Here is a 14,665-nt window from a genome sequence, read left to right as displayed (position 1 = left end):
CCCATGCACCTGCTGCGGACCCAGCCCGGCGGCTTCGTGCCGGACGACAGCATCGCCGACCTCGGCCAGACGCCGGCCGAACTGGTGATTCTCTGCAGCGGCGACTCGCACCTGGCGTTGCTCGCCGAAACCGCCGAGCAGCTGCCGGAGGGCTTCCCCAGCCTGCGCCTGGCCAACCCCATGCAGGTGCAGAACCACGCCTCGGTCGACCTTTATGTGGACCAGGTGCTGCGCCATGCGAAGGTGATCCTGGTGTCGTTGCACGGTGGCGTCGGCTATTGGCGCTATGGTGTCGAGCAGCTGGTGGCGTTGGCCGCCCGTGGCATCCAGCTGATCCTGGTGCCCGGTGACGACCGTCCGGACCCGGAACTGACTGGTCTGGGCACGGTGACTGGCGCACAGGCCGAACGCCTGTGGCATTACCTGCGCCAGGGCGGCAAGGCCAACGCCCTGAACCTGTTCAACTGCCTGGCCAGCCTGTGGCTGGAGCGCGACTACGCCTGGCAAGAACCGCAGCCCTTGCCGCGTACCAGCGTGTACCACCCCGGCAAGCCCAGCGCGACCCTCCAGGATTGGTACGCCCACTGGCACCCCGACCAACCTGTGGCGCCGGTGCTGTTCTATCGATCGCACCTGCAGGCGGCCAACACCTCGTTCGTCGATGTGTTCTGCCAGCGCCTGCACGCCGCAGGGCTCAACCCACTGCCGATCGCCGTGGCCAGCCTCAAGGAGGCCGCCTGCCTGGCGCAGGTCGAGGCCTGGCTGGACGAGGCCGGCGCTGAAGTGGTGATCAATACCACCGGTTTTGCCCTGTCTAGCCCGGAGCAGCCCAACCTGCGCCCGCTGCGGCGCGACATCCCGGTGCTCCAGGCGATCTGCGCCCAGGACAACCAGCCGGCCTGGGAGGCCAGCGAACAGGGCCTGGGCGCCCGTGACCTGGCCATGCACATCGTCTTGCCGGAGCTGGATGGGCGTATCATCACCCGGCCGGTCAGCTTCAAAGACCTGGCCTGGCGCAGCGAGCGCAGCCAGTCGGACGTGGTCTGCTACCGCGCCCACCCCGAGCGCATGGACTTCATCGCCGAACTGGCACGTCGCTGGGTGATGCTGGCGCGCCTGCCCAACGCGCAGAAGCGTGTGGCCCTGGTGCTGGCCAACTACCCGACCCGCGACGGGCGCATCGGCAACGGCGTTGGCCTGGATACTCCAGGCGCCGCGCTGAATATCCTCCAGGCCCTGCAGGGGCAGGGCTACCCGGTAGAGGGCCTGCCGCCGAGCGGCACCGCCTTGATCCACCAATTGCTGGGCGGTGTGACCAACGACCTGGACCACCTCGACCAGCGCCCTTGTGCCCAGAGCCTGAGCCTGGCCGACTACCAGCAGGCCTTCACCTCGCTGCCACAGGCCAACCAGCAGGCCGTGCTGGAGCGTTGGGGGCCGCCGGAGCAGGATCCGATGTTCCGCAGCGGCCGGATGATGATCGCCGGCCTGCGCTATGGCCTGACCTTTGTCGGCATCCAGCCCGCCCGGGGCTACCAGGTGGACCCCAGCGCGGTCTACCACGACCCGGACCTGGTGCCGCCGCATGGCTACCTGGCGTTCCATTTCTGGCTGCGCAACGGCTATGCCGCCGACGCCGTGATTCATGTCGGCAAGCACGGCAACCTCGAATGGCTGCCCGGCAAGGGCGTCGGCTTGTCTGCCGAGTGCTGGCCGGACGCATTGCTCGGCCCGCTGCCGAATATCTATCCGTTCATCGTCAACGACCCGGGCGAGGGGGCCCAGGCCAAGCGCCGGACCCAGGCGGTGATCATCGACCACCTCATGCCGCCGCTGACCCGCGCCGAAACCTACGGCCCGCTGCGCCACCTGGAGCGTCTGGCCGACGAATTCTACGAGGCGCAGTTGCTCGACCCGCGCCGGGCTCGCGAACTGCAGGGCGATATCCTCGAACTGGTCAAGGCCAACCATATCGACCGCGAACTTCAGCTCGAGGGGCAATTGGACGATGCCGCACTGTGGCTGCCACGGTTGGATACCTACCTGTGCGACCTCAAGGAGTCGCAGATCCGCGATGGCCTGCATGTGTTCGGGCAGTCGCCGCAAGGGCGTTTGCGCCGCGACACCTTGCTGGCGCTGCTGCGTGTCGAGCGCGGCGATGGCAAAGGCGCCAACGCCAGCCTTGTCCGCGCCCTGGCCAAGGCCATGGCCCTGGGCTTCGATCCGCTGGACTGTGACCTCGGCCAACCGTGGCAGGGGCCGCGCCCGCAACGTTTGCAGGCACTCGACGACGCGATCTGGCGCACCTGCGGTGATACCCGCGAACGCCTCGAGCTCCTGGCGCTGGTGCTGATCGAGCAGGCCTTGGCGGGGCACTTGCAATTGCCTGGCGAGCCCGCCTGGCAACCGGTCGCGACAGTACTCCAGGCATTGGTCGACACGCTGGCGCCGACCCTGGATGGCTGTGGCGCAGCGGAAATCGACGGCCTGCTGGCGGCGCTGAGCGGGCGCTTCGTTCCGGCAGGCCCGAGCGGCGCGCCCAGCCGTGGGCGCGTGGACGTGCTGCCCACGGGCCGCAACTTCTATACCGTGGACGTACGCAACCTGCCCACCACCACGGCCTGGCGCCTGGGCTTCGCCTCGGCCAACCTGATCCTCGAGCGTCACCTGCAGGACCATGGTGACCATTTGCGACAGCTCGGCCTGTCGGTGTGGGGCACCGCGACCATGCGCACCGGTGGCGACGACATCGCTCAAGCCATGGCCTTGATGGGCGTGCGCCCGGTGTGGGCCAGCGGCAGCCAGCGGGTCGACGATTTCGAGATCCTGCCCTTGAGCCTCCTCGACCGCCCACGGGTAGACGTGACCCTGCGCGTATCGGGCTTTTTCCGCGATGCCTTCGGCAACCTGATCCGCCTGTTCGACGCCGCGGTACAGGCGGTGGCAGCCTTGGACGAGCCCGAGGACCTCAACCCCCTGGCCGCCCGCGTGCGACGCGAACGCGAAATATTGCTGGCTGAAGGCGTCGAGCCCGAGCAGGCAGCGCGGCAGGCTGGCTGGCGGGTCTTCGGCGCCAAACCCGGCAGCTATGGCGCCGGCGTGCAGAACGCCATCGATGGTCGGCTCTGGCATACCCGTGACGACCTGGCCGAGGTCTACCTCAACCATGGCGGTTACGCCTATGGCGCCGCCGACGAAGGCACCCCAGCGCGTGCTGAGTTCGCCCGGCGCCTGGGCCAAGTGCAGGCGGTTCTGCACAACCAGGACAACCACGAACACGACCTGCTCGATTCCAACGACTACTACCAGTTCCAGGGCGGCATGCTCGCAGCCTCCGAAACCCTGGCCGGCAGAACCCTGGCCAGCTACCACGGCGACCACAGCCAGGCCGACCGCCCGCGCATCCGGACCCTCAAGGAAGAACTGAACCGGGTGATCCGCGCCCGGGCCCTGAATCCCAAGTGGATCGACGGCGCCAAGCGCCACGGCTACAAGGGTGCTTTCGAGCTGGCGGCGACGGTCGACAACCTGTTCGCCTTCGACGCCACCACGCACCTGATCGACGACCACCATTACCAGTCCCTGGCCGATGCCTATGTGCTCGACCCCGCGACCCGTGACTTCATGCGCCAGCACAACCCCGAGGCCCTGCGCGACCTCACCGAGCGCTTGCTCGAAGCCCAGCAGCGCGGCTTGTGGGAAACGCCGGGTGACTACCGCCAAGCGCTCGAAGAGCAATTGCTCGATGGCGAGGAACAAGCCTGAAATGAATGAACCCTTGCAATTCCCGCTGGCCGCCGTAGTTGGGGCCGACGACCTCAAGCTGGCCCTGTGCCTGACCGCCATCGACCCCAAGATCGGCGGTGTGCTGATCGAAGGCCCCCGGGGCATGGCCAAGAGCACGCTGGCCCGCGGCCTGGCCGACCTGCTGCAAGCGCCCGGGCACACACCGCCGTTCGTGACCTTGCCACTGGGCGCCACCGAGGAACGCTTGGTCGGCACCCTGGACCTGGATGCCGCGCTGGGGCAGGGCAAGGCGCAGTTTTCTCCCGGTGTCTTGGCCCAGGCCGATGGCGGCGTGCTCTACGTCGATGAGGTCAATCTGTTGCCCGACCCACTGGTAGACCTGCTGCTGGACGTAGCTGCCAGTGGCACCAACCGCATCGAGCGCGATGGCATCTCGCACCGTCACGACGCCCGCTTCGTGCTCATCGGCACCATGAACCCTGAGGAAGGCGAGCTGCGCCCGCAGCTGCTCGACCGCTTCGGCCTGAATGTCGCCCTCGAAGGCCTGCCGCCGCCAGAGGCCCGGCAGCAGATCATTCGCCGCCGGCTGGCCTTCGACAGCGACCCGCAGGCGTTCTGCACGCAGTGGGCCGATGCCCAGGCGCAGCTGCGCGAACGCTGCCAGGCTGCACGCCAGCGTTTGGCACAGATCCCGCTGGATGACCAGGCCCTGGCCTGGATCACCGAAGGCTGCTTCAGCGCAGGTGTCGACGGCCTGCGTGCCGACCTGGTCTGGTTACGCGCGGCTCGGGCCCACGCCGCCTGGCGAGGGGGGGAGACGATCGAACAGGGCGACGTGCAGGCCGTGGCTGAATTCGCCTTGCGCCATCGGCGCCGCGAACTGCCGACGGCCGATGCCCCGGCCACAGCGCCGGCGCCGAGCGGTGGCCATGCAGGCCCTCAGGGCGGCGAGGGCGACTGGGGCGCGTTGGCACCGCAGGCGGTCGCCAGCGGTGTCCGGCGCGAGGTGCCGAACTGGGCAAAAAAGCCCTGAGCATCCGCCCGCCCGCTGCACAGGCGGTGGATGCCAGGCCCCAGGCAGGAGCGCTCGCCGGTGCCACCCGAGGCCGGGTCCGGAGTGTTGGTTCGACGCGGGTCGCCTGGCTGCCCACCTTGCTCAAAGGGCGACCGCGGCAACGCCAGGACCTGTGCTGGCAACAGCGCCAGGCCAAGGCGCCGGAGCTGTGGCTGGTGATCGTCGACGCCTCGGCGTCCACCCGGCGCAACCAGGCGCTGGCCCAGGCCAAGGGCCTGCTGGCCGAGCTGTTCGACCAGGCCTACCGCCAGCGTGCCCGCCTGGCCCTGCTGACGGCCAGCGGTGGTGCGCCGCGCTGGCAGCGTCATGGGCTCAAGGCATCGGCGGCGCTGCAGCCGTGGTTGCAGGCACTCGGTGCAGGCGGCGGTACGCCATTGATCGCGGCATTGGAAGAAGCGCGCCGCTGGTTGCTGGCACGCGAAAAGCGACACCCCCAGGAAACCCGGCGCTGCCTGGTCGTCACCGATGGTCGCCTGCAGCGTTGGAGCCCACTGCAGCCGATGCCGTGCGCGACGGTACTGGTGGACATCGAACGGGCGGCGGTGCGTGTGGGGCGGGGGCAGCAACTGGCGGCGCAACTGCAGGCCGATTATCGGCACATCGAGCAGTTCAAGCCGTTGGCTTGAACGTGCTGAAGACGTGCGGGCTGCGACAATAAGCCGCAAATAAAAAGTTGCCGACAGGGCAGAGGGAAAGTTGCACAAGTGCGTGAGCGGGCCACGCACCTGTGTGGGGCGTCGATATTATTCAGGCATCGACCAGGGTTGCAGGTCATAACCTTGTTCGCAAAGTTCGGCACGCACTTCCTCGATCAAGCTGGCCCATTGCGCAGGGTCGGAATAGATACGCGAGGATACTTGTTTGCTGCCGATACGCGTACTGGTCCGGTCGATCACTGCCAGGCTCAGCTCACCAGTACCGTTGGGTGCATCCCAGGCTACGCACTGGAAGGGTTCGAAGGCGTGGTCGGCGATCAGCAGTGCTTCGTTGACACGGAGCGGGGCGTTCATGGTTCGGTCTCTCTATGGTCCCAAACAGCGAAGTGATGTCCGCGTTGCTTGATAGTCAGAGCTGCGCAGCGCGGGGTTATTCGTACTGATGCTCCAAGTTGGGGTTGAAGTCACACAGCCATTAAAAATTTTTTCAAAGGGTGCGCGATAAGTAGCGCAACCTGTGCGCCTGTGACGCCCGAAACTTCCAAAGATTCCCAGATGACCGGCAGGTGATCACCACTGGCGGACAAACGGTCGTGGGTTTGTCGACGTTCATTGCTACTGTTAATTCGGACGTTGCAACTTACTGTTTCTACTTAAAAAACACTTTCTGGCGCCAAGGAACAGTCATGCCCGAACCGACCGCTCAACGCCGCCTGCTGATCGTCGACCCATGCGACGATTGCCACCGTCTACTACCGGGCCTGCGCAGCGTCGGTTGGGATGTCCACAGCTGTACCCTGGCCTCGGCCCTGGACCAGCCGTGCGATGTCGGCCTGCTGCGCCTGCAGCCTTCGCACCTGCGCCATCCCGAGGCGGTCAAGGACCTCATCACCCGCAGCAACACCGAATGGATCGCTGTGCTCAGCGCCGAAGAGCTGCGTACGCAGAACATCGGTGATTTCGTTTGCGAGTGGTTTTTCGATTTTCACACCTTGCCGTTCGACGTATCGCGGGTCCAGATCACCCTCGGACGGGCCTTTGGCATGGCGCGCCTGCGTGGCAAGGGCTCGGTGCGGGTCGACGAGCCTGAGCACGAACTGCTCGGCGACAGCCGGCCTATCCGCGAGCTGCGCCGGTTGCTCGGCAAACTGGCGCCCACCGAGTCGCCAGTGCTGATCCGGGGAGAGAGTGGTACGGGCAAGGAGCTGGTGGCCCGTACGCTGCATCGCCAGTCGCACCGTAGCGACAAACCGTTCATTGCCATCAATTGCGGCGCCATCCCCGAGCACCTGATCCAGTCGGAACTGTTCGGCCATGAAAAAGGCGCCTTTACCGGTGCCCACCAGCGCAAGGTGGGGCGTATCGAGGCGGCCAACGGCGGTACGCTGTTTCTCGACGAGATCGGCGACCTGCCTTTGGAGCTGCAGGCCAACCTGCTGCGGTTCCTGCAGGAAAAACACATCGAGCGGGTCGGCGGGGACCAACCTATCCCCGTGGATGTCCGGGTACTGGCCGCAACCCATGTGGACCTGGAGAAGGCGATCCTCCAGGGGCGCTTTCGAGAAGACCTCTACTACCGGCTGAATGTGTTGCAGGTGGTCACCGCGCCACTGCGTGACCGGCATGGCGACCTGTCGATGCTGGCCAGCCACTTCGCCCAGTTCTACAGCGTGGAGACCGGCAGGCGCCCACGCTCGTTCAGTGACCATGCATTGGCAGTCATGGGCCGCCACGACTGGCCCGGAAACGTTCGCGAGCTGGCCAACCGGGTACGGCGCGGCCTGGTGCTGGCCGAAGGGCGGCAGATCGAGGCGCAGGACCTGGGGTTACAGGGTACCGAGCAGGAAGATCAGCCCCTGGGTACCCTGGAGGACTACAAGCACCGCGCCGAACGCCAGGCGCTGTGTGATGTGCTCGATCGGCACAGCGACAACCTCAGTATCGCCGCCAAGGTGCTCGGCGTGTCCCGGCCCACCTTCTACCGGCTGCTGCACAAGCACCAGATCCGCTGAGGTCAAAAGAACAGCGTGTTTGCCGTAGCAGCTTTGATGGAAGTGTCACGGTCAGCGCCCCTGGCCCTTGAGGCTGGCCAACAGGCGCGTCAACCCTTGTTCCAGGCCCGTGACCGTCGGTAGGGTGAACTGGCCCAGCAGGCGGCTGTTGTCGGCACGGGAATGACGGATATCGCCCGGGCGCTCGGCATCGTAGCGCAGTTCGGGAGACTTGCCGGTGGCCTGGCTCAAGGCCGCGACCAGGTCGTTGAGGCTGGTGGCGCGGTTGAGCCCGACATTCACCGGCTCCGGGCAGGGCGCAGGGCTTTCCAGAGCCTGGATCAGAACCTGCACCAAGTCGGCGACATAGACGAAGTCGCGGGTCTGCTCGCCATCGCCGAAGATGGTGATCGGGCTGTCGGCGTTCACTCGCTCGCTGAAGATGCTGATGACTCCGGAATAGGGCGAACTTGGGTCCTGGCGCGGGCCGAAGATGTTGAAAAAGCGCAGGATCACCGGCTCCAGCCCGTGCTGGCGCTGGTAGAACCCTAGGCAATGCTCGCTGGCGAGCTTGTCGAAGGCGTAAGGGGTCAACGGCATCTTGGGGGTGTCTTCATGGATGGCACTGCCTTGGCCGTTGCTGCCGTAGATGGCCGCGCTGGACGCGAACACTACCCGCTTGATCGCTCGCTCACGCATTGCCTCGCACAGGTTCAAGGTACCGATGAAGTTGCTTTGGTGGGTGCGCAGTGGGTCGTCCACCGACGCCTGCACCGATGCCACGGCTGCCAAGTGGACCACCGCTGTGCAGTGCTTCAGGGTCTGGGCCACCGTCTCGGCATCGGCGACATCGCCGATGATCACGCTCAGGCGTGGGTTGTCGACGGGCAGGTTGCTCAGCTTGCCCGTCGACAGGTCGTCCAGTACCCGTACGCAGTAACCCTTTTCCAACAGGGCTTCGACCAGGTGCGAGCCGATGAAGCCGGCCCCGCCGGTAACCAGGATTTTTTCGGAAGGCATTTGATGCTTACTCCACGATTGGATGAGACCTGCCGGATCAGTCGAAGCCCAGGGCGCGCTTCCAGTTGGTGGGGAAGCGTACATGCAATGGCAACTGGTCGATGCGCCAGCGTGCCGACAGTGGCTGGTCGAAGCGCGCTGCCACCTGCAGGCCCATCTCGCTGGCGGCGAACGGGCCGCGCAGCACCACTGGCGTGCGGCCGGCGCTGTCCACGGCCTGCACTACATGGGCATCGAGCCAGTTGCCGTCCGGCATACGGACCTGCAGCGGCTGGCCGACCCCGGCGTAGCCGATATTGTGAGGCTCCAGGTAGATCCACAGCAGCGGATCGCCGACGCGCTCCAGGCGCATCAGCAAAGTGCCCGGGCCGACATTCTCACCGGGCGTCACCAGGACCTCGGCGATACGCCCAGGCTCGGGGGCGACCAGCGACAGCGCCTGCAAACGGGTCTGCAGCCATTGCCGTTCGGCGTTCTGCTCGATCAGCTGGCGGTCGAACTCGCGCGGTTGGCGGGTCAGCTGTTCGCGGCGCTCGAAGGCCGCCAGCTCGGCCTGGCGTCGGTCCTGTTCCGCCTGCGCGGCCATCAACTCACCGCGGGTGGCCGCGCCTTGGGCGAGCAGGGCAGATAGCTCTCGTACCCGCTGGCCCGCACGCCCGGCGCTGGCCCGCAGCGACTGTCGTTCGCGGCTCACCCATTCGGAATCCGTAGCGGTCGGCATCTCGGTGGGCATGGCGGCCAGTTGTTGCAGGCGTACGCGCCACTCCGGGTTGTCCAGGTTCACCAGCAACTGGCCGGGCTGGACCTGCTCGCCGGCTGTCACATGCAACCGCTCGACCCGGCCGGCATCACGGGCGCGCACTTCTTCGATGGGCAGGCGCAATTGCGCCGGGGCATCGATCAGGACCAGGCTGAACAACAGCTTGCCCAGCAACCACAGCAGCGGGCTGGCGACCAGGAACAGGATCAGGTACCAGCGCAGGCGAAACGCCATGCGCTTGCCCGGCGCGTAGAGCACCTTCAGGCCATGGTCATGGGTCGGGTTCAGTTCCTTGGGGCTGTCAAAGCGAATGTTCATGGGCCGTTCACCGTTTGGGATAGTCAGCCCAGGCTTGCCAGTCGATCCCGGCGATGCCCTGGGGGGATAAGTGTTTGCGCCACGTAGCGACCTGTTGTTGCAAGTGCGCCGGCGGCTGCCCGGCCCAGCTCTCGCTCTTGAGCAGCTGCGGCTCGATGCTCTGGGCCAGGCGGAAGCGCAGGTCGGGCCAACGCTTGGCAATGGCGTTGGCCCGCTGGATGCCGCGTTCGCTGTTGCTGGTGTAGATCATCACGCTCACCTGGCGTACGCCGAGGCCGGGCAAGGCACAGGGCACGCAGGTCTTGGCGGGCGGGTCGGGTTCGAACCAGCGGGGGTGGCTGGCGATTTCCACCGGCCATGGGCTGGACTGTACGGCGGCCGTGAGTGTGCCCAGCCAATCGCGCAGGCGCTGCTCAGGCACTGGCCAGCCGAGCTGTTCGACTTCAAGGTCCAGGTGCAGGCTGTCGAAGGCCAGGCCGTCGAGTTTCTTGACCAGTTCGATCAGCTCATGGCGTTGGGCCGGCTCGATCCAGCTAGGATCGCCGAGCAGCAGGCTTACCTGAAGACCTTGGCGCGAGGCTTGCGCCAGCAGTTGCTCCAGGGCCTGGCGGGTGGCAGACAGGTTGCGCACCTGCGTCGCATCCAGGCCCAGGTAGATCTTCTGCATGCCGGCCTGCTGCAAGGCTTGCAGTTCGGCAGGGCGACGGCGTGGGTCGAGCAGCGCAGCACTGTTCCAGACATAGGTGCCCTGGTTCCAGCCGTCAGTGCGGGTAGTCGTGTCGCGCACGGCGGAGATGGGCAGCAGCGGCGGTGCCGCGGCCAGGGTCAGCGGTGCCGCGGTATCATTCAAGGCGGTCCATTGCTGCCGCTCGCGCCCCAGCAGTTGTTCGGCCTGGGGCGCATCTTCGAGCAGCAGGTCGAGGTTGGCCTGGCGCAACCAGGCGGCGTGCCAGGCCGCGATCAGGTCCAGGCCGCTCTGGTAGTAGAGCCGCTGGGCCATCATCTGGCCGTCGAAACCATCATCGCCACCGCCGATGTTGCGCCGTTTTTCCTCTTCCAGGGCCTGGGCGACGACGCTGCGCTGCTGGCGCCGCTGCTCGAGGGTGAGCTGCCCGGCGCGCTGTGCACGCAGAGCCTTGTTGAGCTCAAGGCCCAAGGTCTGGCGTTCTGCCTCGAGGCGTTCGCTGGCCGCATCATAGCGAGCCTGGGCCAGCTGCTTGCGCGCACGGCTGTTGCCGACCACGTCGAAGGGCATGGAAAAGTTCAACGCCACCAACAGGCCGCTGCCGGACTTGTCCGAGCCGCTGCGGTACTCCTTGCTACCGGCAAGGATCACATCCGAGTCGATGGCGTTGTACCAAGGGCTGTCACGCTGGGCGTCGGCCTGGGCGAGCAGGTTCTGCTTCTCGCTGATACGGGGATGGCGGCCCAGCACGGCTTGCCAGCGATCGAGCGGCTCCGGTGCCAGGGCCAGGGGTTCGGCCGCCGCCTGGGCGCCCTCGGGTACCGGTTGGCCGCTGAGCAGGGCAAGGTCGGCGCGGATGTCCGCCTCCAACTGGGGTAGCCCATCGCAACGCTGGGTCATGGCCTGCCATTCACTCAGGCGCAGTTGTGCCTGGGAGTCGCGCAGCCAGCCTTTTTCACGGCGCATACGGATCTTGCCCGCGGCATCCGAGGCACCGGCCTTGAGCGATTGGCACAGCGCAAGCTCCTGTTGCGCCCGCCACCAGTCGGCATAGGCGCTGCGCAATGCCAGGCGCCGGCTGGAGCGCTCAAGGGCCTGGCGCATCTGCTGGCGTTGTTGCTCGTACTGGTTGCTCTCCAGCAGCTCGAGCTGACGGTTGAGGCTGCCGAGCAGGGGATGACGCACCCCCAGGTTGAGGTTGCGCCCATAGTAGTCGTCGCGGATGTCTTCGGTGACCAGCTCTTCGAAGCGGCCGACGCTGGCCCCGGCGAACACCTGCCAGCCAGCGCGGTCTTCGTGCAGCTTGGCTTCGGCCTGCAAGGCGCGCAGGTCGGCCGCGCCGGCCCGGGCCAGGGGGTTGTCCTGCTGCCTGTCGAGCAGTTCCTGCAACGTCAGGAGCTGCCCTTGGGCCAGACCGCTGGTCATGGACAAGGTCAATACCAGGAGAAATGAACGCATCTAGAACCTCGTGGCTTTCTTGAGGACCCACCAAGGCGCCATGCTGCTTTCCTCATGGCCGCGACGGAAAATTTCATTGAGCATGGCCACCGCACTCCAGCAGCGCATGACCAGCATGAACAACGGGAATACCGGTACCAGCACGGCCAGGCGTGCATCCTGGCGTGGCCGGTCGGACACCATCAGCAGCATCACCAGGAACAGCACCAAAGTGATCGACAGGTACAGCAGGTAGATCAATGACGCGAGCACGAACAGCGTGGTGCCCGGCAGGACGAACACAGCCAGCAGTAGGTAGCCGAGGATGATGAACGGCAGCACCAGCTGGAAGAAGAAGCCGCTGAGCAGGATCATGAGGAAGGTCGGCCAGCCCAGCAGCGTCGGGTTGATGTTGTGGTTGTGCTTGCGCACGTAGAGGAAGAACAGGTCGCCGTCCCAGCGCAGACGCTGCATGAGGAACTGGCGGAAGGTCACGGGCGCGTCGGTGTGCCCGACGGCCTGGGGCTCGAAGGGAATGCGCAGGTCGTGGCGGGCGAAGTAGCTCTTGATTCGCAGAGTCAGGTCCAGGTCCTCTGCGGTGTGGGTGTTCCAGCCGCCGATCTTGACCAGGAAGCTGCGCCTGAACGCGCCGAAGGCACCGGACACGTTGTTGACCAGGTTCCATTCTGCCAGGCCGATCTTGGACATGTGGATCGACAGCAGGTATTCCAGTGCCTGCATCGCTGTCGTCACCGACGCCCAGGTGTTGCGTACTCGCAGGCTGCCGGCCACCGCCGGTACCGAAGGGTCGGCGAAATGGCGGACGATCGAGCTGACCATGTTGTTGTCGAACGAGGTGTCGCCATCAAGGGCCATGACGATTTCGCCACTGGCCAGCGACAGCCCCGCATTGAGCGACGATACGCGCCCGCCGCGCTGCCACTTGGCGATCGGTCGCAGATGACGCTTGGGATATAAGTGTGAATCGAGGCGGAAGCTGCGCACGGCCTGCAGGGTCGGCTGGTTGACGGTGGCGCCATCGACCACCGGTATCAGCTCGATGTGCCCTGGGTAGGTCTGCTCGCACAGGCTGAGCAGGGTCTTCTGCACATCCATCCCTTCGCTGTAGCAGGTGATGATGCACGAGACCCGGGGGCGATAAAGGGTCACTTGGGGGGTGGAGGCGTGGCGGCGCACGAACCAGCGCAGTACCCCCAGCAGTACCAGCAGGGTCAGGGGCAGTTCCAGCATCAGGAAGTAGGGAAACAGCATCAGGAACACGCGGCTCAGGCCATCGGGCCCGGTCAGCGGGTACAGCGCGTTGTACAGCTGCTCGAAAAAGGGCGGCATGGCGCTCTCCTCATGCCAGACCGCTGGCCACCCGGGCCAGCAGCAGTTCGGCATTCTCGTCACCATGAAGGTCCTGGGGAGCGGTCAGGCTGGAGATGCGCAGGCTGATGCTGCTCACCTCAGGGTCGCTGAACAGCTCCGCGACCTGGCCCAGGCGCCGCTTGACCGTCTCCAGCCCCTGTGCGCCGGTATGGGGCAGCAAGACCCAGAGGATTTCCTCCGTGCCGCGTGAACAACGGTCGGTTTCGCGCAGTGCTTCCTGCAGCCGAGCCACCAGGCTGTCGATGAAGGCGTGCCCGCGGTGTTCGCCCAGGCGCAGGAGCGTCTGGCCGAGGTTGATGAAGCGCAGGCCCAGTACCGAGAAGGTCGAAGTGTCATAGCGCCGCACGATCTGCAATTGCCAGCTGAGCAGGTCGTGGAAGGCGCGTCCGCCCAGCAGGTTCAGCCGGTTGAAGTGGCTGATGTCGCCGCTCGCGCTGTCCAGGCCCTGACGGCAGCGCAGGCGACCGGCCTCGGTCAGCCTGTAGTGACGGATCTCACGGACGCGCAAGCGCTCCGGTGCATGGGCCTGGCCACAATCCATGCAGCGTGCTTGCACGGTGGCGTCGACGAAGAACGCCTTGCAGCTGCGGCAGCAATAGTTCTCCAGGGGCCGATCGTAATCGCTGCCAATGTGGCGCAGCTGCTTGAGGCAGTTGGGGCACAGCAGCATCGCGTTCTTCAGGAACGCATCCTGGGGCGCCACGTGGCCGCAGGTGAAGCAGTGCAGCGCCGGTTGCCGGGAAATGTCCAGGTCCTGGCATTCGGGGCAGACGTCGACGAAATTCAAACGCCCGCTGCCGCATTCGCCACACAGGCGGATGCGGTCGAGCATGTCGCCTTCCTCGAGCCAGTCTTGCTGCGCCATCAGGCTCAGCCAGGCAAAGCTGTTGACATGCTCTTCACCGGCCAGGGCCTCGAGCAGCGGGTAGCGGTAGTGCTGGGCGACGCGCGGGTCGCGCACGGCGAGGATCTGCGCACTGGCGCGCATCCACAGCCAGGCCAGTATACGGCCCTCGAAGCGATCGGCTGCCAGCGATGACTCGAAGCGGGCAAAGCGCGACTGCCACAATTGCCAGCGCATGGACAATTCGGTCTGGTCCGCAGGCACCGGCCCATCGCCCAGCGCGTGGCAGCCATCGTCCAGGTCGCGGCAACAGTAGATCAGGTGGAAACGGTAGGGGCTGGCGTTGCGCAAAGCATGCAGGGAGCGGCTGGCAACCGCGGCGGGCTGGTCGATCAACAGTACATCGAATACAGGCGCGGCCAGCAGGCTGTCCAGGTCGGCGAAGCAGTCCAGTGTCGCGCCCCCATGGCTCGACACCAGCCCGCCCAGTACCGCGATACGAGGAGTCGGGTTCGGCATGTCGTATTTCCTTGTAGGTTCAAAGAACAACGTGCAGCCAGAAACCCGGCGACTATAGAGTGAGCGTCAAAAACCCGCTAATAATTTTTAGCGCTTAGTAAATATGACGTTAATTTGACTTTCTGGGCGGGCGGTAGGTTCACGGCTGAGACACCATGGTTCAGCGATTTAGCGTGAATACTTAGGAAACAGGGTCAGAAAAGGCGTTTTTCGTTAGAAAA

At 65.7% G+C, this 14,665-nt stretch carries 10 protein-coding genes; 4 read left to right on the top strand and 6 right to left on the bottom strand.

The features are described from left to right. Nucleotides 1-3 precede the first annotated feature (3 nt). From cobN to K8374_RS13495, 3 genes are all read left to right on the top strand, one after another. The gene (gene cobN, locus K8374_RS13505) at nucleotides 4-3,765 is read left to right on the top strand and encodes a cobaltochelatase subunit CobN (protein ID WP_224455978.1); all 3,762 of its coding nucleotides are present in this window, start codon (nucleotides 4-6) and stop codon (nucleotides 3,763-3,765) included. Between the two features lies 1 nt (nucleotide 3,766). Continuing rightward, a complete protein-coding gene (locus tag K8374_RS13500; RefSeq protein WP_224455977.1) occupies nucleotides 3,767-4,780 on the top strand; it encodes an ATP-binding protein in 1,014 nt (337 codons plus the stop codon). Nucleotides 4,781-4,890: 110 nt separating this feature from the next. Continuing rightward, nucleotides 4,891-5,448, top strand: coding sequence for a vWA domain-containing protein (locus tag K8374_RS13495; RefSeq protein WP_411969642.1), 558 nt, complete (start codon nucleotides 4,891-4,893; stop codon nucleotides 5,446-5,448). Between the two features lie 117 nt (nucleotides 5,449-5,565). Here the strand turns inward: K8374_RS13495 and K8374_RS13490 are convergent, their stop codons facing one another. Continuing rightward, nucleotides 5,566-5,832 (bottom strand): hypothetical protein, encoded by a 267-nt coding sequence (locus tag K8374_RS13490; RefSeq protein WP_224455975.1) that lies wholly within the window; start codon nucleotides 5,830-5,832, stop codon nucleotides 5,566-5,568. Between the two features lie 332 nt (nucleotides 5,833-6,164). On the opposite strand from K8374_RS13490, the gene K8374_RS13485 reads away from it, so the two are divergent. Beyond that, nucleotides 6,165-7,490, top strand: a complete 1,326-nt coding sequence (locus K8374_RS13485; RefSeq protein WP_224455974.1) for a sigma-54 dependent transcriptional regulator — start codon at nucleotides 6,165-6,167, stop codon at nucleotides 7,488-7,490. A gap of 51 nt (nucleotides 7,491-7,541) precedes the next feature. On the opposite strand, the gene K8374_RS13480 is transcribed toward K8374_RS13485, so the two are convergent. The 5 genes from K8374_RS13480 to K8374_RS13460 are packed head-to-tail and all read right to left on the bottom strand — an operon-like array spanning nucleotide 7,542 to nucleotide 14,444. Beyond that, nucleotides 7,542-8,489 carry an NAD-dependent epimerase/dehydratase family protein gene (locus K8374_RS13480; RefSeq protein WP_224455973.1) on the bottom strand — a complete coding sequence of 316 codons (948 nt, stop codon included), beginning with the start codon at nucleotides 8,487-8,489 and terminating at the stop codon, nucleotides 7,542-7,544. A gap of 37 nt (nucleotides 8,490-8,526) precedes the next feature. Further along, on the bottom strand, nucleotides 8,527-9,567 hold the full coding sequence (locus K8374_RS13475; protein WP_224455972.1) for an HlyD family secretion protein: 1,041 nt from the start codon (nucleotides 9,565-9,567) through the stop codon (nucleotides 8,527-8,529). Nucleotides 9,568-9,574: 7 nt separating this feature from the next. Further along, nucleotides 9,575-11,710, bottom strand: coding sequence for a TolC family protein (locus tag K8374_RS13470; RefSeq protein WP_224455971.1), 2,136 nt, complete (start codon nucleotides 11,708-11,710; stop codon nucleotides 9,575-9,577). Further along, the gene (locus K8374_RS13465; RefSeq protein ID WP_224455970.1) at nucleotides 11,711-13,039 is read right to left on the bottom strand and encodes a glycosyltransferase family 2 protein; all 1,329 of its coding nucleotides are present in this window, start codon (nucleotides 13,037-13,039) and stop codon (nucleotides 11,711-11,713) included. A gap of 10 nt (nucleotides 13,040-13,049) precedes the next feature. Then, entirely contained in the window at nucleotides 13,050-14,444 is a 1,395-nt protein-coding gene (locus K8374_RS13460; protein ID WP_224455969.1) for a diguanylate cyclase domain-containing protein, read from the bottom strand. Nucleotides 14,445-14,665 lie beyond the last annotated feature (221 nt).

This window comes from Pseudomonas sp. p1(2021b) (assembly GCF_020151015.1).
In the GTDB taxonomy this organism is placed as follows: Bacteria; Pseudomonadota; Gammaproteobacteria; order Pseudomonadales; family Pseudomonadaceae; genus Aquipseudomonas; species Aquipseudomonas putida_K.
This window is presented reverse-complemented; position numbering and strand designations above follow the sequence as displayed.

Excerpts from the sequence above, each read along its gene's own strand:
- cobN (WP_224455978.1), top strand. The coding sequence starts at position 4 with ATGCACCTGCTGCGGACCCAGCCCGGCGGCTTCGTGCCGGACGACAGC.
- K8374_RS13500 (WP_224455977.1), top strand. The coding sequence starts at position 3,767 with ATGAATGAACCCTTGCAATTCCCGCTGGCCGCCGTAGTTGGGGCCGAC.
- K8374_RS13490 (WP_224455975.1), bottom strand. The coding sequence starts at position 5,832 with ATGAACGCCCCGCTCCGTGTCAACGAAGCACTGCTGATCGCCGACCAC.
- K8374_RS13485 (WP_224455974.1), top strand. The coding sequence starts at position 6,165 with ATGCCCGAACCGACCGCTCAACGCCGCCTGCTGATCGTCGACCCATGC.
- K8374_RS13480 (WP_224455973.1), bottom strand. The coding sequence starts at position 8,489 with ATGCCTTCCGAAAAAATCCTGGTTACCGGCGGGGCCGGCTTCATCGGC.
- K8374_RS13475 (WP_224455972.1), bottom strand. The coding sequence starts at position 9,567 with ATGAACATTCGCTTTGACAGCCCCAAGGAACTGAACCCGACCCATGAC.
- K8374_RS13470 (WP_224455971.1), bottom strand. The coding sequence starts at position 11,710 with ATGCGTTCATTTCTCCTGGTATTGACCTTGTCCATGACCAGCGGTCTG.
- K8374_RS13465 (WP_224455970.1), bottom strand. The coding sequence starts at position 13,039 with ATGCCGCCCTTTTTCGAGCAGCTGTACAACGCGCTGTACCCGCTGACC.
- K8374_RS13460 (WP_224455969.1), bottom strand. The coding sequence starts at position 14,444 with ATGCCGAACCCGACTCCTCGTATCGCGGTACTGGGCGGGCTGGTGTCG.